This is a genomic window from Actinoallomurus liliacearum, assembly GCF_039542035.1.
Taxonomy (GTDB): domain Bacteria; phylum Actinomycetota; class Actinomycetes; order Streptosporangiales; family Streptosporangiaceae; genus Actinoallomurus; species Actinoallomurus liliacearum.
Window position 1 is genome coordinate 525,419 of record NZ_BAABHJ010000023.1, and the last position, 16,403, is coordinate 541,821.

The 16,403-nt window shown below is 72.7% G+C and carries 12 protein-coding genes and 1 tRNA gene; 9 read left to right on the top strand and 4 right to left on the bottom strand.

All coding sequences use genetic code 11. The annotated features are described in order from the left end of the window. Positions 1 to 134 precede the first annotated feature (134 nt). The 4 genes from efeO to ABD978_RS30575 all read left to right on the top strand — a co-directional run bounded on the left by efeO (position 135) and on the right by ABD978_RS30575 (position 4,414). Positions 135 to 1,262: an iron uptake system protein EfeO gene (gene efeO, locus ABD978_RS30560; protein WP_345362404.1), complete on the top strand. Its 1,128-nt coding sequence runs from the start codon at positions 135 to 137 to the stop codon at positions 1,260 to 1,262. Next, entirely contained in the window at positions 1,259 to 2,485 is a 1,227-nt protein-coding gene (gene efeB, locus ABD978_RS30565; protein WP_345362407.1) for an iron uptake transporter deferrochelatase/peroxidase subunit, read from the top strand. The genes efeO and efeB overlap by 4 nt, the downstream gene beginning before the upstream one ends. A gap of 166 nt (positions 2,486 to 2,651) precedes the next feature. Beyond that, the gene (locus tag ABD978_RS30570; protein ID WP_345362410.1) at positions 2,652 to 3,938 is read left to right on the top strand and encodes an MGH1-like glycoside hydrolase domain-containing protein; all 1,287 of its coding nucleotides are present in this window, start codon (positions 2,652 to 2,654) and stop codon (positions 3,936 to 3,938) included. Positions 3,939 to 3,949: 11 nt separating this feature from the next. After that, complete coding sequence (locus tag ABD978_RS30575) at positions 3,950 to 4,414, top strand: hypothetical protein (RefSeq protein WP_345362413.1); 465 nt, start codon at positions 3,950 to 3,952, stop codon at positions 4,412 to 4,414. A 131-nt stretch (positions 4,415 to 4,545) separates the two neighbouring features. Here ABD978_RS30575 and ABD978_RS30580 read toward each other — a convergent pair whose 3' ends face one another. After that, positions 4,546 to 4,881, bottom strand: a complete 336-nt coding sequence (locus tag ABD978_RS30580) for a YtxH domain-containing protein (RefSeq protein WP_345362416.1) — start codon at positions 4,879 to 4,881, stop codon at positions 4,546 to 4,548. A 134-nt stretch (positions 4,882 to 5,015) separates the two neighbouring features. Between ABD978_RS30580 and ABD978_RS30585 the strand changes: the two genes are divergently transcribed. Both ABD978_RS30585 and ABD978_RS30590 read left to right on the top strand, forming a co-directional pair. Beyond that, a tRNA-Asn gene (locus ABD978_RS30585) sits at positions 5,016 to 5,091 on the top strand. A gap of 150 nt (positions 5,092 to 5,241) precedes the next feature. After that, positions 5,242 to 5,757, top strand: a complete 516-nt coding sequence (locus ABD978_RS30590) for a CHAP domain-containing protein (RefSeq protein WP_345362419.1) — start codon at positions 5,242 to 5,244, stop codon at positions 5,755 to 5,757. Here ABD978_RS30590 and ABD978_RS30595 read toward each other — a convergent pair. Further along, positions 5,711 to 8,731, bottom strand: coding sequence for an AfsR/SARP family transcriptional regulator (locus ABD978_RS30595; RefSeq protein ID WP_345362422.1), 3,021 nt, complete (start codon positions 8,729 to 8,731; stop codon positions 5,711 to 5,713). The two genes, ABD978_RS30590 and ABD978_RS30595, sit on opposite strands and share 47 nt — an antisense overlap. Positions 8,732 to 9,062: 331 nt before the next feature. On the opposite strand from ABD978_RS30595, the gene sigE reads away from it, so the two are divergent. Next, on the top strand, positions 9,063 to 9,680 hold the full coding sequence (gene sigE, locus ABD978_RS30600; protein ID WP_345362425.1) for an RNA polymerase sigma factor SigE: 618 nt from the start codon (positions 9,063 to 9,065) through the stop codon (positions 9,678 to 9,680). A gap of 99 nt (positions 9,681 to 9,779) precedes the next feature. Here sigE and ABD978_RS30605 read toward each other — a convergent pair whose 3' ends face one another. Both ABD978_RS30605 and ABD978_RS30610 read right to left on the bottom strand, forming a co-directional pair. Then, entirely contained in the window at positions 9,780 to 10,946 is a 1,167-nt protein-coding gene (locus ABD978_RS30605) for a sulfite oxidase (protein ID WP_345362428.1), read from the bottom strand. 167 nt (positions 10,947 to 11,113) lie between these two features. After that, on the bottom strand, positions 11,114 to 12,277 hold the full coding sequence (locus ABD978_RS30610) for a MalY/PatB family protein (protein WP_345362431.1): 1,164 nt from the start codon (positions 12,275 to 12,277) through the stop codon (positions 11,114 to 11,116). Between the two features lie 85 nt (positions 12,278 to 12,362). Here ABD978_RS30610 and ABD978_RS30615 point away from each other — a divergent pair, with 85 nt between their 5' ends. Then, the gene (locus ABD978_RS30615; protein WP_345362434.1) at positions 12,363 to 13,748 is read left to right on the top strand and encodes an FAD-binding oxidoreductase; all 1,386 of its coding nucleotides are present in this window, start codon (positions 12,363 to 12,365) and stop codon (positions 13,746 to 13,748) included. 300 nt (positions 13,749 to 14,048) lie between these two features. Then, entirely contained in the window at positions 14,049 to 16,382 is a 2,334-nt protein-coding gene (locus ABD978_RS30620; protein WP_345362437.1) for an ATP-binding protein, read from the top strand. The last annotated feature ends 21 nt before the right edge of the window (positions 16,383 to 16,403 follow it).

Here is a 16,403-nt window from a genome sequence, read left to right on the forward strand (position 1 = left end):
GATGTTCACATCACGCCGGCCCCGCTCCTGCTTGACGAGGACAGGTTAGGTAAAGCTAAGTTAGGTAGACCTAAAACAGGCGTGCCCGCTCCTCGTCCAGGCGCCTGACCGTCCTTCGCCCCCTTGGAGACCGCATGCGTCCTGTCCACGTGCTCGCCGCCGCGGGCGCCGCCCTCATCTCGCTGTCCACGCTGTCGGCGTGCGGGAAGGACGACGCAGCGGGCGCCAAGGGCGGCTCGGGCGCCATCGAGGTGACGGCCACCGACTCCTCCTGCGACCTCGGCGCCAAGACCGCGTCGGCGGGAGCGGTGACGTTCAAGGTGACCAACAAGGGCTCGCAGGTGAACGAGCTGGAGATCCTCGCCCCGGACGGCAAGATCGTCACGGAGCGCGAGAACATCGGGCCCGGCACCGGTGCCGAGGTCACCGTCCAGCTCTCCGCCGGCACGTACAAGGTCATGTGCAGCGCCGGCATGACGGGCAAGGGCCCCTCCCAGCCGCTGACCGTCACCGGCCAGGGCAAGTCGGTCGACCCGCGCCTGGACCAGGCCGTCGCCGCGTACCGGACCTACGTCGCCGAGCAGGTCGACGACACCCTGGCCAAGGCGACGAAGTTCGCCGCCGCGGTGAAGGCGGGCGACGTCGGGCAGGCCAAGGCGCTGTACGCCCCGTCCCGCGTGGGCTGGGAGCGGATCGAGCCGGTCGCCGAGTCCTTCGGCGACATCGACCCGAAGGTCGACCTCCGCGAGGCGGACCTCAAGCCGGGTGACAAGTGGACCGGCTGGCATCAGATCGAGAAGGCGCTGTGGAAGACCGGCTCGGTCAAGGGCGAGGGCCCCTACGCCGACCAGCTCGTCAAGGACCTGCAGACGCTCAAGGCGAAGGTCGGCACCGCGTCCATCACCCCCACCTCGATGGCCAACGGAGCCAAGGAACTGCTCGACGAGGTGGCGACCGGCAAGGTCACCGGTGAGGAGGAGACGTTCTCCCACACCGACCTGGTCGATTTCAAGGCCAACGTCGACGGCGCCCAGAAGGTGTACGAGCTGCTCAAGGCCATCGTCAAGGAGCGGAACCCCGACCTCGCGACGACGCTCGACGACGAGTTCGCCAAGGTGCAGAAGCTGCTCACCAAGTTCGAGAAGGGCGACGGCTACGTCGCCTACGACACGGTGGGCGCGAAGGACCGCAAGGACCTGTCGGACGAGGTGAACGCGCTCGGCGAGCCGCTGTCGAAGCTGGCGGCGGTGGTGGCCAAGTGACGGGCCTCAGCAGACGCCGGCTGTTCGGCTACTCCGGCGCGACGCTCGCGGCCGGCGCCGCCGTCGGCGCGGGCCTGGTCAGCGTCGCCCAGGCCGGTGAGGACCACCGGTCCGCCGACGAGGAGGCCGTCCCGTTCCACGGCGCGCACCAGGCCGGGATCGCCACGCCCGTCCAGGACCGGCTGCACTTCGCCGCGTTCGACGTCGTCACCGACGACCGCGCCCGCCTGATCCGGATGCTCAAGGAGTGGACCGCGGCCGCCGCGGCGTTCACCGGCGGCCACCCGTACGGCTCGGCCGCCGGCGGCCTGGGGGAGGCGCCGCCCGACGACACCGGCGAGGCGCTCGGCCTGCCACCGGCGCGGCTGACCCTGACGATCGGGTTCGGCCCGACGCTCTTCGAGAAGGACGGCAAGGACCGGTTCGGTCTCCGGGCGAAACGGCCGGCCGCCCTGATCGACCTGCCGCACTTCCCCGGCGACAACCTCGACCCGGCCCGCAGCGGCGGCGACATCTGCGTCCAGGCCTGCGCCGACGACCCCCAGGTCGCCGTGCACGCCATCCGCAACCTCGCCCGCATCGGCTTCGGCGTCGTCTCCGTGCGCTGGTCCCAGCTCGGTTTCGGCAAGACCTCCTCGACGACGCCGGACCGGCAGACGCCGCGGAACATGTTCGGCTTCAAGGACGGCACCCGCAACATCGCCGGCACCGACGCCAAGGCCCTGGACCAGCACGTCTGGGCCGCCGGCGCCGACGGGCCGTCCTGGATGGCCGGCGGCTCCTACCTCGTCGCGCGGCGCATCCGCATGCACATCGAGACCTGGGACCGTACGTCCCTCCAGGAGCAGCAGGACACCTTCGGCCGGACGAAGGGGGAGGGCAACGCGTACGGCGCCAAGCGCGAGCACGACCCGGTGCCGCTCGACAAGCTGCCCGCCGACTCGCACGTCCGGCTCGCGCACCCGGACGGCAACGGCGGCGTTCGCATCCTGCGGCGCGGCTACTCGTTCACGGACGGCACCGACGGGCTCGGCCGCCTCGACGCGGGCCTGTTCTTCATCGCCTACCAGCGGGACCCGCGCAAGCAGTTCGTCGTGCTGCAGAACAAGCTCGCCGCCTCCGACCACATGAACGAGTACATCCAGCACGTCGGGTCGGGGATCTGGGCCTGCCCGCCCGGAGTCCGCAAGGGCGGCTTCTGGGGCGACGCCCTCTTCTCCTAGGGCTCGGCCGGCCGGAGGCGGCCGCCTCGAAGTCACCGGTCGGAGCTCGCCCGGCCGATGGCGACCGGCTCGGAGCCGGCCGGGTCGCAGCCGGTCCGGTTCCGGCGTTTCGAGATGGCCGAGGCCGGGCATCGCCGGGAACGCCGCGGAGCCGTACTCTGGCTCAATGGGGCCACGGCTCACCGGCGACGAGACGGCCCTCTGGGTGGCCGCCGCCCGCGTGCTGGACGCGAACTGGACCGGCACGGCCACGGTGCCGTCGCCGGGCCTGTACCCGCACCAGTGGAGCTGGGACTCCGCCTTCGTCGGCATGGGCCTGGCCCACCACCGGCCCGACCGCGCCCGAACCGAGTTCCTGTCGTTGTTCCGCGGCCAGTGGGCGACGGGCCTGCTGCCGCACATCGTCTTCAGCTCCACGGAACCACGGGACGCCTACTTCCCCGGACCCGAGCTGTGGCGCAGCGTCGAGCAGCCCGCCGCACCGCGCGGTGTGCTCACCTCCGCGCTCGCCCAGCCGCCGCTGCACGCCCTCACGGCGCTGCGGATGGCGCAGGCGTCCGACGGCGCGGACCGGGCGTTCCTCGTCCCGCTGTACCCGTGCCTGGTCGCCCAGCACGCCTACCTCGCGCGGGACCGGGACATCGGCGGCAGCGGCCTGGTGAGCCTGTGCCACCCGTGGGAGTCGGGGCTCGACGACAGCCCGGCCTGGGACCCGCCGCTGGCCGCCGTCGACCCGCGGGGCCGGACCTATCACGGGGGAGATCAGGACCGTTACGTCGCGCTCGTGGCCGGGATGCGGGCCGCCGGATATCGCGCGGAGTATCTCCGGGACGATCATCCCTTCGTCGTCGAGGATCCGCTGTTCAACGCCGTCTACCTGGCCTCCACGCACGCGCTGGCCGAGCTGGCCGACCTCACCGGGGCCGATCCGCGGCCGCACCGCGAGGCCGCGGAGCGCATCCATGGCGCCCTCCTGGACCGGCTGTGGGACGAATCGGCCGGCTGCTTCCGGCCACGGGACCTGCGGACCGGGCGCCTGATCCCGGAGACGACCGAGGCCGGGTTCGCGCCCCTCCTGGACCCGGAGCTGCCGGCGGAGATCGTCCGCGCGCTGGCCGACCTGCTGCTGTCGGCGCGCTTCGCCGGCGCGGCCGGCTATCCGGTCCCGACCTGTGACGTCCAGTCGGCGGCGTTCGACCGCGGGACCTACTCGCGCGGGCCGACCTGGGTCAACACCAACTGGCTCCTGTGGTCCGGCGCCTGCGCCCACGACCTGGGCGGAGTCGCGGACCTGCTGTTCGGCTCCACCGTCCGGCTGGTGCGCCAGTCCGGCTTCCGCGAGTTCTACGATCCGTTCGACGGCAGCGGACAGGGCAGCCACGACTTCAGCTGGTCGGCGGCGCTCCTGCTGGATCTGCTGGCCGCGCGCCGGAGCGCCGGCCAGGCGCTGTAGCGTGATCTGTCATGCGACTGACGTGGCGGAAGAGCGTTCCGGACGGCGTGGTCCTCCAGCGGGGCGAGCGCGTCCTGGCGGTCGGTGGTGAGACGGTCGCGAGCGATGCCGCCCTCTACCTCCCCGGGACGGACGAGGTCACCCGGCTGCCCTGGGAGCGCGTGGAGCAGGCCACCTGGCAGGACGGTGTCCTGGCCGTACGGGAGGTCGGCGGCCGGCGGCACACCGTGCCGCTCACGGAGCCGGGCTCGGTGCCCGAGACCGTCCGGGAGCGCGTCACCGCCACCGTCGTCGTCAGCACCCACGTCAAGCTGCCCGGGGGAGGCGTACGGGTCGTCGGCCGCCGGCCGCCACGGGCGGACGGCGAGGTGCGCTGGTCGTTCGTCTTCGACCGCGGCCTCGACCCCGCCGATCCGGGCCTGCTGGCCCAGGCCGAGCAGGCGCTGGAGGAGATCCGCCGCCAGACGGGCCTGTAGTAGGTAGGGCCTGTCTCCAGGCCCCGCCGTCCGGGCGGGGACGTCGAGGCAGGCCCCAGGAGCCGCAGGAGTGCGCGAGCGGGCGCCCGAGGCCCCGCGGGTGCGGATGGCGCGCCCGCTCGCGGTCGTGGTCAGGTGACGTCGGCGGGTGTGTCGCCGGGATGGGCGGGCTGGCGGGTCCGGTCGGTCGCGTCCGTGGGGGCGGACGGCTCGGCCCGGCGCATGCCGGGGACCTTCTCCTGGACCATACCGCTCACCGTCTGGACCTTGTCGCCGAACCTGTGCCGCGCCGACTCGGCGAGCTCGCCGGCCTGGGCGCGCAGCACGCCGGCGGCCTCCTGCACGCGGGGATGCTCGGCGACACGCCGGGACATCCGTTTGATCTGCTCGTAGCGCTCCTTGCCGGCGCGCGTTCCCAGTACGTACCCGGTCGCCGCTCCGGCGAGGAACACAGCGCGGTGTTTCATGATCAACTCCTCTGCTGAGTCGCCGTAGGACATACCCCGAAGAGGGCGGGCCAGTCGGCGAAACGAGCACGTGCGAAATGCGCTAACCTTGTGCGCGATGGGGCGGCCAGCGGTCAGGGCGGCCTCTCGTGTGATCCCCCGTAGCTCAATTGGCAGAGCGTCCGGCTGTTAACCGGCAGGTTACTGGTTCGAGTCCAGTCGGGGGAGCCAGTCGAATGGGCCGGGCTCGGTGAGCCCGGCCCATTCGCATCTCCAGGGGCGTCTTCGGCGGCCGGCGGTTCTCAATCGCACAAGCGATGTACAAGCGGCGATTGCGACGCTTCTCGGCGCATGTCCCCCTCACCCCCTGGAGGTTGGCAGATGCGTCGTCCTTCCTGGCGCCGGCTGCGTGCCGGAGCCGCACTCGTCCCCGCCGCGGTCCTCGTCGCCGCCGGCGTCCCGGCGACCGCGCACGCGGCGCCCGTCCGTACGGTGACCGCGAAGGCGCCCGCGAGCGTCTTCTCGGCCGGGCAGGTGTCGCCGCTCAGCGCCGGCGACGGCACCCCGGCCGGCGCGGTGCAGTGGATGAAGAACCACGTCGGCAGCACCGGCTGGGAGCACTACTGCGAGAAGGCGGTGGAGAACGCCTACGGCACGACCGGGGTGTGGGCCTCGGCGATCGCCCACTGGAACGGCGCACCGCACCACAGCGGCACCAAGCCACCGGCCGGGTCCTTCGTGTACTGGAACATCAGCTCGTACGGCCACGTCGGCATCGCCGACGGCAACGGCGGGTTCTACTCGACCAGCATCAGCGGCAAGATCGGGCACGCGTCGAGCGTGAGCCACTTCAGCCACTACCTGGGTTGGACGCCCGGGGCGGTCCCGCATCGGTGACGGTGGTGGGGAGGGAGCCGTCGGCAGGGTCGGCGCCCTCCCCGCGCACCGCCGCCAGCCGGGCCCGGGTGCGCGTCTCCCACAGCGGCACGTCGAGCCGGCGGAAGAGGGCCAGCGCCTGCTCCAGGCACGCGATCGCCCGTACGGTGTCGCCGCTCTCGTGCGTCGCCTCGCCGAGGGCCCACAGCGTGGACGCCTCGCCGAACAGGTCGCCCTGTTCCCGGAAGGCCGCGAGACAGCGATCGAGGAGGTCGGCCCCGGACCGCGGGCGCCCCTCGGCCGTCAGCACCATGGCCAGCAGACGCAGCGACCTCGTCTCGGCGAGGCCGTCGCCGAACCGCCGAAACAGCCCGATCGCGTGCGTCGCGTGCCGGTGCGCGGCCCCGAGGTCGGTACGGGAGTGGTAGTGCGTCGCGGCGAGGAAGCGCAGGACGTGCGCCTCCCCGTACTCGTCGCCCGCCGAGCGGAAGGTCGCCAGGGCCTGGTCCAGATGGGCGAGTGAGGCGACCGGGTCGCCTTGATCACGGTGCACCAGGCCCAGGTTGAGCAGGCCGTTGGCCCGGCCGGTCAGGTCGCCGTGCCGGTCGGCGATCTCCAGGGCCTCCTGGAAACAGGCGAAGGCGTCGTCCAGCCGGTCGCAGATGTGGTGGACGTCACCGAGCGCGCCCAGGGCCCTGGCCGCGCGGACCGGCGCGTCGAGCCGCCGGCTGCCGGTGACGGCGGCGGTCAGGTGCGCGGCCGCGTCCTTGTAGCGATCCTGGGCGGCGGCGAGGAGGCCGAGACCGTAGCGCATCGCGGTCTCCCCCCAGCGGTCGTCCCGGGCACGGGCGGCCGCGAGCGCGACCTCGTGGGTACGGTGCCAGTCGTCCCAGTGGCCCCGCAGGTCGTGGAAGCTCAGCAGCGAGGCGGCCAGCCGCCAGGACAGCTCGGCCTCCCCGGCGGACGCCGCCCGGTGCACGGCCGTGGTCAGCGTCTGGCGGTTGGCCTCGAACCACGCGAGCGGCTCCGCCGGTGCCACCCCGGCGAACCCCGTTCGGCGCGGGTCGGCCGGACGAGCACCGGCCTGGCGCGGATCGCCCAGGTGCGGATCGCTCAGACGCGGGTCGGGCAGGCGCAGCCGTCGGCTCGGCAGGGCGTCGTCGGCCGCCTCCGCGAGGTCCAGCAGCGTACGCAGCACCCGGAGCACGGCCGCGTCCCGTTCGCGCGGCGGTTCGGACTCGAGGGCCTGTTCGCGGGCGAACAGCCGGACGAGGTCGTGGCAGCGGTAGTGGGGGCCGTCCGGGGCGTCCGCGCGGCCGGGTTCCAGCAGGCGCGCGTCGACGAGGGCGTCGGTGACGTCCTCGGCCTCGGCCACCGGCCGGTCGAGGAGCGCCGCCACCATCCAGGGCGTGATCTCGGGCAGGTCGAGCAGCCCGATCAGGTGGAACGGCCGCCGGTGCGCGGCCGGCAGCGCGTCCTGGCTCAGCGCGATGCTGGACCGTACCTCCAGGTCCCCGGCGGCCAGGCGGTCGAGCCGCCGGTGCTCGTCCGCGAGCTGGCCGGCCAGCCGGTCCAGGGTCCACTCGGGACGCCCGGCCAGCCGCGCCGCCGCGATCCGTACGGCCAACGGCAGGTGGCCGCACTGGGCGACGAGAGTGCGGGCGCGGTCCTGCTCCGCCAGGATCCGCTGCCGTCCGACGACCCCGGCCAGCAGGTCCACGGCGTCGTCCGGGTCCAGCACGTCCAGGTCGAGCAACTCGGCGTACTCCAGTCCGATGAGCGGGGTCCGGCTGGTGATGAACGCCGCGCAGCCCGGCGTCCCGGGGATCAGCGGCCGTACCTGCGCCTCGTCGGCCGCGTTGTCGAGGACGAGGAGCACGCGGCGGCCCGCCAGCCGGTCGCGCAGCAGCGCCGCGCGATCGTCGACGCCGCCTCTGATCCGGCCGCCCCACACGCCGAGCAGGCGCAGGAACCGGTCGAGGGCCACCGCCGGATCCATCGGATGCCCGGTGGTGCCGCCGAGGTCGACGTGGATCCGCCCGTCGGGGTACCGCTCGGCCAGCCGGTGGGCGGCGTGCACGACGAGCGACGTCTTGCCCACCCCGGCCATGCCCGCCACGGCGCACACGGCCGGGCCGGCGTCCGTTCGCGGGGATGCGAGCAGCCGGGCCAGCTCGGCCTGCCGGCCGACGAAGTGCGGCACGTCCGGTGGCAGCACGCAGGGGCTGTGCTCCTCGCGGGGCGCCGGATCCAGCGCGGGGTCGGCGGTCAGCACGGCCTGCTCCAGCCGCCGCAGCCGCGGGCCCGGCTCGACCCCGAGCTCCCGCGTGAGGACGGCCCGCGCGTCCCGGTACGCCTCGAGGGCGTCCGCCCGGCGCCCCGCGCGGTAGAGGGCGAGCATCAGCTGGGCGCGGAACTCCTCCCGGAAGGGGTGGGCCGCCACGAGCGCGGTCAGCTCGCCGATCAGTTCGAGGTGCCGTCCGAGGCGGAGGTCCGCGTCGACGCGCCGCTCGATCGCGCTCGCCCGCATCTCGGTCAGCCGGCCCGCCTCCTCACGCCGGAGGGTGTCGGAGCCGACGTCCGTGAGGGGCTCTCCCCGCCACAGCGCGAGGGCCTCCCGCAGCAGGTCCGCCTCGGCGGCCGTGTCGCCGCCCGTGGCCGCCCGTGCCGCGTCCTCGATGAGGCGCGCGAACCGGTGCGCGTCGATCCGGTCGGGGTCGACGCGCAGCAGGTATCCCGTGGGTTCGGTATGGATCGTCAGGTCGGGGACGGCCGCCAGGGCGCGGCGGATCCGCAGGACGTACCCCTGGAGGGTGAGCCGCGCGCTCGACGGCGGGTCGTCCCCCCACACGAGTTCGGCGAGCTCTTCGGCCGGCACCACCCGGTTCGCGCGCAGGACTAAAGCGGTGAGCACGGCGCGCTGCTTGGGCGCGTCGATCGGAACCCGTCGTTCACCGTCGAGCAGTTCGAACGGGCCGAGGATGCGAATCTCCATCGCCGCTCCAGGGGGCGTCCGGCGCGAGTAGCCGCCCCGCGCCCAGGATGCCGACTACGGTGTGGATGATCAAGGTTTTCCCGGGCCGGTTCCTCCCCCTTGAGGAGGAGGCGGCCGTCTCCGCCTCCGCCCCTCGACCGACGCCGGGGCGGGCGTACACCCATCTGACGGGCGACGTCGGCCGGGCGCCGGGCTGCCATGCTGGACAACGTCGGAGGAAAGGCAGCCGAACGGCCGGGGAAGGAGTCGTCCCATGACGGGTCTCCCTTACACCGCTCTTACCCCCGACGGGACAGACTTTGACCGCGAACAGTGATATCGGGGGTGACGGGTGAAGGGTGACACGGTGGCGTGGACGCCGCCCAGCTGGGACGAGATCGTGCGTGAGCACTCCGCGCGCGTCTACCGCCTCGCCTACCGGCTGACGGGGAACCAGCACGACGCCGAGGACCTCACGCAAGAGGTGTTCGTGCGCGTGTTCCGTTCGCTGTCGAACTACACGCCGGGAACGTTCGAGGGGTGGCTGCACCGGATCACCACCAACCTGTTCCTCGACATGGTCCGCCGCCGGCAGCGCATCCGGTTCGAGGGACTCGCCGACGACGCGGCCGAGCGGCTGAAGGGCCGCGAGCCGAGCCCCGCCCAGGCGTACGAGGACCGTCACTTCGACGACGACATTCAGACGGCTCTGGACGCGCTGCCGCCGGAGTACCGCGCCGCCGTGGTGCTGTGCGACATCGAGGGTCTGTCCTACGAGGAGATCGCCGCGACCCTCGGCGTGAAGATGGGCACGGTCCGCAGCCGCATCCACCGCGGCCGCGCCCAGCTCCGCGACGCGCTGGCGCACCGGGCTCCCGAGCCGGAGGCGGCCGAGAAACGCGCCGCCCGCCGCAAGCCGCGCCGCAGCGCGAGCCGCATGCGCACCAACCCGGCCTGGACGACCTCGTAACGAGCCCGCGCGGACCCGGCCCGCAGGCCGCCGTGACCGGCCGGCGCGCGGGCCGGTCTCAGGTAGCGCGCGGACCGGCCTCAGCGGCACGCGGGGGTGTCAGGCCACCGTGACCGGGTGGCGCACGACCGCCCCGAACAGGTAGCCGAACGTGTTGTACGGCGCGACGTCCGGCTGCGCGGTCCCGGTGGCGTCGGTGGCGCGCGCCAGCAGCTCGTACGAGCCCGGGCCCGGCGGGCGCCAGGTGATCTCCCAGCGGACCCACCCGAGGGCGCCGCGACGTCCGTGGGTGGCGGCCCGCCGCCAGGTCCGGCCGCCGTCGGTGCTGACCTCGACGTGGCGTACGGCCCCTTCGCCGGACCATGATCGGCCGTGTAGCGAGACGGTCCGCCCGGCCTCGAGCCGCGCGTTCCACGGCAGCTCGAACGCGCTCTTGGTCACCTGCCGCGTGAGCGGAGCGCTGCCCTCCGGCGGGTAGCCGGGGCCGAACATCCGGTAGTAGGTGGTGTTCCAGGGAGAGGACAGCGGGGAGGCGGAGACCTCGATGTCGCCGACCCACTTGATCGAGGCGATCCCCACCCAGCCGGGCACCACGAGGCGTACGGGGAATCCGTGGTCGGGGGGCAACGGCCGGCCGTTCATCTCATAGGCCAGCAGGACGTCGTCGAGCGCCTTGGCGACCGGCAGTGGCCTGCGCACCCGCCCCATGTTCCGTCCGCCGTCGATGAAGTCGGGGTCGAGGCCGCGCGGCATGACGTCCACGGCCCGGTGCGTCAGCCCGGCGCGTTCGAGGACGTGGGCCAGCGGGACACCGCGCCAGCGGGCGACGCCGACCCCGCCCAGCAGCCACGGCGTGCCCGATACGGACTGGTGCTGCTGCGTCGTGTAGAGGTTCCGGCCGTTCCCGGTGCACTCGATGAACGCGTCGATGGTCCGGGCCGGCATCCCGAGCAGGTCCTCGTAGGAGAACTCGACCGGCCGGTCGAGGGTGGGGGAGCCGTGCAGGCCGCTGCCGAACAGGCGGAGTCGCCAGGTGCGCACGTCGATCAGCGGAGTGCGGGTGTGGTTGCGGACGAAGAAGCGGTCGGTCGGCGTGAGGTACCCCTGCCCGCGCATCGCCTCCCACCGGGTCTCGGCGTTCGTGCCGTACACGATGAACAGCTCGGGCGGCAGCGGCTTGAGGATCGGGCCGTCGTCGGCGCGGGCCGTCCCGGCGGCCGTACCGGCCATCGCCGAGCCCAGGCCCAAGCCCAGGCCGGCCGACATGCGGAGGATCGTGCGTCGTGACGGCCGACAGTCACCTTCTTCAGTGAGGTCCACGGAAACTCCTTGATCTATTGTTTTCCGACCAATGTAGTGGAGTAATCGTCCGTGTTCCAGCGGTGAAGGTGATCTCCCGGCCGCGCCGGCTCAGACCCGGGCGCTCGGCCGCGTCATCGCGGGTCCGCCGCCTCCAGGGCGGCCGCCATGCGGCGTACGGCCTCGGTGACGCGGTCCGGCGACGTGCCGAAGTTCAGGCGGGCGAAACCGTGCCCGGCCGGGCCGAAATTCGGGCCGGGCGAGAGCGCCACCCGGCCGTGCCGCAGGAAGGTCTCGGCGGGGTCGTCCCCGAGCCCCAGCGCGCGGCAGTCCAGCCAGGCCAGGTACGTGGCCTGGGGCGGGTGGTGGCCGACGCCGGGCAGGTGCGCCTTGAGCAGGTCGCCGAGGAGCCGGCGGTTGGCGTCGAGCCCGGCGAGCAGGTCGGCGAGCCACGGGCGGCCGTGGGTGAAGGCAGCCTCCGAGGCGATCACCCCGAACAGGCCCGCGCTCTCGCTCACCTCCTCGTGGATCAGCGCGACGTCGGCGCGGGCGTCGGGCCCGGGGACGGCCAGGGCCGCCTTGAGGCCGGCGAGGTTCCAGGCCTTCGACGCCGAGGCCAGCACGATCGAGCGGGCGGCGGCCGGGGCGTCCAGCGAGGCGAACGGAACGTGCCGCGCGCCCGGGTGGGTCAGCGGCGCGTGGATCTCGTCGGCGACGATCCGCACGTCGTACCGGTCGGCGAGGTCCGCGACGGCCAGCAGTTCGTCGCGGGTGAAGACCCTGCCGGTGGGGTTGTGCGGGCTGCACAGCAGGTAGGCCCGCGCCCCCGCGGCGAAGTCGCGCTCGAGCAGGTCCAGGTCGATCCGGTATCCGTCCGGACCGCAGGCCAGGGGGTTGCGGACGACCTTGCGGCCGATCCGCTCCAGCCAGTAGAAGAACGGCGGATAGCCGGGGGTGTTGACCACCACCTGGTCGCCGGGCGCCGAGACGATCTCCAGGACCTCCTTGATCCCGGACATCACGTCGGGCACCAGCCGCATCGCGTCCGGTTCGGTCCGCCAGCCGTAGCGGTCGGCGGCGAAGTCCGCGAACGCCTCCGGCAACCGGCCCGCGGCCGCGTACCCGGTGTCACCCCGGCCGACCGCCCTCGTGAGCGCCTCGGCGACGGGCTCGGCCAGCGGGGTGTCCATCTCCGCCACCCACATGGGCAGGACATCGGAGGGGTACTCGCGCCACTTGACGCTGTGCCGCTCGCGCAGGTCGGTCAGCTCGTACGCGGTGAGGGGATTCGCGGGCATTGCACCACCTTTTCGGGGTTTGTGGTCACCGCCCAGTCTGCCCGTCGCCGTTCGCGGAGATCATGCCGGGCGTAGGGTGCGGCGTATGACGGCGATCTCGGCGGACCTGGCGGTCGAGCTGGAGCGGGCGCTCCCCGGCGGCAGGGTGGTCCGCGACCCGGACGTGCTGGCCTCCTACGCGCACGACGAGGCGGAGTGGGCGCCGCACGGCATGCCGGTCGCGGTCGTACGGCCCCGGGAGACGGCGGAGGTACGGGAGGTCGTCGCCCGGTGCGCGCGGCTCGGCGTGCCGGTGGTCGCGCGCGGGGCCGGCACGGGTCTGTCCGGCGGCGCCAACGCGATCGACGGCTGCGTCGTGCTGTCGTTCGAGGCGATGAACGAGATCATCCGAATCGATCCGGACGAGCGGATCGCGGTCGTACAGCCCGGTGTCGTCAACGACGACCTGCGCAGGGCCTGCGCCGAGCACGGGCTCTGGTACCCGCCGGACCCGGCGAGCGCCCCGTGGTCGACCATCGGCGGCAACGTCGCGACCAACGCGGGCGGCCTGTGCTGCGTGAAGTACGGCGTGACGCGGGACTACGTCCTCGGGCTCGAGGCCGTCGTCGGACGCGGCGACGTCGTACGGCTGGGCCGGCGCACCGCCAAGGGCGTGGCCGGGTACGACCTGACCGGCCTGCTGGTCGGCTCGGAGGGCACCCTCGGCGTCATCACCGAGATCACCGTGCGGCTCCGGGGCGCCCGCGCGGCCGAGCGCACGATCGTGGGGTACTTCGACTCGCTCGTGGCGGCGGGGGAGGCGGTCAGCGCCGTGACCGCCGCCGGCGTGGTGCCCAGCGCCCTGGAACTCATCGACCGGCACTGCCTGCGCGCCGTCGACGAGTGGAAGCACATGGGACTGGCCGACGAGGGCGATGTCCTGCTGCTCGGCCGCAGCGACACGCCCGGCCAGGCGGGGGAGGAGGAGGCCGACGCCATTCTGGGGTGCTTCGCGGCCGCCGGAGCGACGTGGAGCGCGCGCTCGACCGACCCGGAGGAGGCGGAGGCGCTGTTCGCGGCCCGCCGGCTCGCGTACCCGGCCGTCGAGCGGCTCGGGCCGGTGCTCACCGAGGACGTGTGCGTGCCCCGCATGCTGGTGCCGGAGATGCTCGGCCGGATCGAGCGGATCGCCGCCGAGCACGACATCCAGATCGCGAACGTCGCGCATGCCGGGGACGGCAACCTCCACCCGCTGATGATCACGCCGACGGACGACGACGCGGCGCGGGAACGCGCCCAGGCGGCGTTCGAGCGGATCGTCGACGAGGCGATCGGACTGGGCGGCACCGTGACCGGAGAACACGGCGTCGGCCTGCTGAAACGCCGGGGCATGGCCGAGGAGGTCGGCCCGGTCGTGCTCGGCATGCACCGCGCGATCAAACAGGCACTGGACCCCGCCGGCATCTTCAACCCCGGCAAAGTCTTCGCCTGACCCCTCCGTCCGTCCGAATGACGATCGCCTCCGCGCGGCGCCGAGCACGAAGAGCCTCGGACGGAAGGCCGGCCCGCTCCGCAGATACCGAAGTCTCGGGAAACGCCACCGCCACCGCCCGGGTCGCCGGGTTCTCTCCCTTATGGGGCGGCCGGAAAGCGCCATTGACCGAGCCGTATGCCCACCAGCCACGATCTCGGACCACCCAGGTCGCCGGCTGGCCCGCCATCCGGACACCCCCTAGGCTTGTACTGCAATGTCGTGGCAGGTACCTCGCCCTGTCGGCCGAGGCGAGCGCTGATGAACGGCCCCGGAACGGCCGCCCCGCCGCGAGCGACGCGTGGGCTGCCGGTCGAGGTGACGAGCTTCGTCGGCCGCAGACATGAGATCGCCGAGGTCAAAAGGTTGCTGGCCGGCGCTCATCTGGTGACGCTCACCGGAGTGGGCGGGGTCGGCAAATCCCGCCTCGCCCGCCGGGTCGCCGCAGAGGTGCAGCGGGCGTTTCCGGATGGCGTATCGCTGGTCGAGCTCGCCGATCTGGAGAGCTCAGAACTGCTCGTTCAGGCCACGAGCGAAGCCCTGAGAATTCACGACCACTCGCGCCGGACGCCACTGGAGGTGCTCGTCGGCCATCTGCGCGACCGGCGAATGCTCATCGTCCTGGACAACTGTGAGCACCTGCTGCGTGGCTGCGCCGCCCTGGCTCAGGCACTGATGCGTTCGGCTCCGGATCTGCGAATTCTCGCCACCAGCCGGCAGCCGCTGGGCGTCGCGGGCGAGCAGATGTTCATGGTGCCGACGCTGTCGCTGCCCGACCGCGCTGCCCGGCCGTCCGCGCCATCCGACGCGGTAATGCTGTTCGCCGAACGGGCGGCGGCGGTGGTCCCGGACTTCCAGCTCACCGAGGCCGATCGAGAGGTCGTGGAACGGATCTGCCGCCGGCTGGACGGGATCGCGCTGGCGATCGAGCTGGCCGCCGTGCGGCTGCGGATACTGTCGACACGGCAGTTGCTGGACCGGCTGGACGATCGATTCAAGTTTCTCGTGACGGGCTCGGCCAATGAGTTGCCGCGGCACCAGACGCTCCGAGCGCTGATCGACTGGAGTTACGCACTCTGTACCGACCAGGAGCGACTGCTGTGGGCGCGTGCCTCGGTCTTCAGCGGTGGCCTGGACCTGGCGGCGGCCGAAGAGGTGTGCGTCGGCGAGGGCATCCTCCGGGAGGAGATCGTCGAGGTGGTGGCCGGGCTCGTAGACAAATCAATCTTCGTGTCCGAAGACCGGCTGGATGTGAAGCGCTACCGGCTTCTCGAAACCGTCCGCCAGTATGGGCGTGAACGGCTCATCGCGTCCGGCGAGGAGGCCGCACTACGGCGTCGGCACCGTGACTACTACCAGAAGCTGGCGGCACAGGCGCAGGCGAAGCTGGTCGGACCGGATCAGGTCGCCTTGGCCGCGCGGCTCCATGTCGAGCACGCCAATCTGCGCGTCGCCTTGGAGTTCTGCTTCACCGAGCCGGGAGAGGCACGGGCCGGGGTGCGGCTCGGGACCGATCTGCTGTACCACTGGATCACCGGTCTCTATCTCGGTGAAGGACGTCGCTGGCTCGATCACGCGCTCGCCGTCCACTCCGAGGAGGACGAGGACCGAGCGCGGGCGCTCTGGGCGGACGGATGGCTCGCGGTCATCCAGAACGACATCGACGCGGCGGCGGCGATGCTCGACGAGAGCAGGGCCATCGGGGAGCGTCTCGGCCTGGAATCGGTTCTCGCCTACGTCGCGCTCTACTCCGGCATGATCGCCATGTGCCGCCAGGACACCGACTCCGCGATCGCGCTGTATGAGGAGGCGGTGGCTCGCCACCGGGCCACCGGTGATCAGGTGGGTCTGCTGCTGACGCTCATCCGGCTGTCGCTCGCTCATTCCTACCGCGGCGACGCGGCGCGCGCGGTGTCGACCGCGCAGGAGTGCCTGGCGGTCTCCGACCTCTTCGGCGAGCGATGGGCCAGGGCGTACGCGACGATGGCGCTCGGCGTCGAGGCATGGCGTCAAGGCGATATCCGGCACGCCCGTGAGCTGGAGCAGGAGAGCCTTCGGTTCCATCGCACCCTCGATGATCCGCTCGGAAGCGGGGTGAGCATGGAGGTGCTGTGCTGGATCGCCGCCGCGGAAGAGGACCACGAGCGGGCGGCGCGGCTGGTCGGGGCGTTGGAGACGGTGTGGAACGCGGTCGGTGCGCCGCTTTCGGGCTTCGGGCACCTCGGCCGGTACCGCGACGCGTGCCGGTCGCGTATCCGCGGGGTTCTCGGCGACCGCGCCTTCGAGGCCGCGGTCGATCAGGGGGCCGCGCTCTCGTACGAGGAGGCGCTGTCCTACGCCCTGGAGGAGAGGCCACACACCGATGTGTCGCCCGCAGGGGGGCGATCACCGTCGGTACTGACCCCTCGGGAGATGGAGGTCGCCCGGCTCGTCGCCCAGGGGATGCGCAACAAGGACATAGCGGCGAAGCTGGTGATCGCGCACCGAACGGCCGAGGGCCACGTCGAGCGCATCATGACCAAGCTCGGCTTCGCCTCGCGGGCCCAGATCGCCGCCTGGGTCACCGCGCAGAGTCACCCGGACCAGCGGGACTGAGCGATCCGACGCGCCAACGGT

Bases quoted from the DNA above. Each gene is read 5' to 3' on its own strand.
- ABD978_RS30605 (WP_345362428.1), bottom strand. From the start codon at position 10,946: ATGTCGGCCGGCCTGGGCTTGGGCCTGGGCTCGGCGATGGCCGGTACG.
- efeO (WP_345362404.1), top strand. From the start codon at position 135: ATGCGTCCTGTCCACGTGCTCGCCGCCGCGGGCGCCGCCCTCATCTCG.
- ABD978_RS30570 (WP_345362410.1), top strand. From the start codon at position 2,652: ATGGGGCCACGGCTCACCGGCGACGAGACGGCCCTCTGGGTGGCCGCC.
- ABD978_RS30610 (WP_345362431.1), bottom strand. From the start codon at position 12,277: ATGCCCGCGAATCCCCTCACCGCGTACGAGCTGACCGACCTGCGCGAG.
- ABD978_RS30575 (WP_345362413.1), top strand. From the start codon at position 3,950: ATGCGACTGACGTGGCGGAAGAGCGTTCCGGACGGCGTGGTCCTCCAG.
- ABD978_RS30580 (WP_345362416.1), bottom strand. From the start codon at position 4,881: ATGAAACACCGCGCTGTGTTCCTCGCCGGAGCGGCGACCGGGTACGTA.
- ABD978_RS30590 (WP_345362419.1), top strand. From the start codon at position 5,242: ATGCGTCGTCCTTCCTGGCGCCGGCTGCGTGCCGGAGCCGCACTCGTC.
- ABD978_RS30595 (WP_345362422.1), bottom strand. From the start codon at position 8,731: ATGGAGATTCGCATCCTCGGCCCGTTCGAACTGCTCGACGGTGAACGA.
- ABD978_RS30615 (WP_345362434.1), top strand. From the start codon at position 12,363: ATGACGGCGATCTCGGCGGACCTGGCGGTCGAGCTGGAGCGGGCGCTC.
- ABD978_RS30620 (WP_345362437.1), top strand. From the start codon at position 14,049: ATGAACGGCCCCGGAACGGCCGCCCCGCCGCGAGCGACGCGTGGGCTG.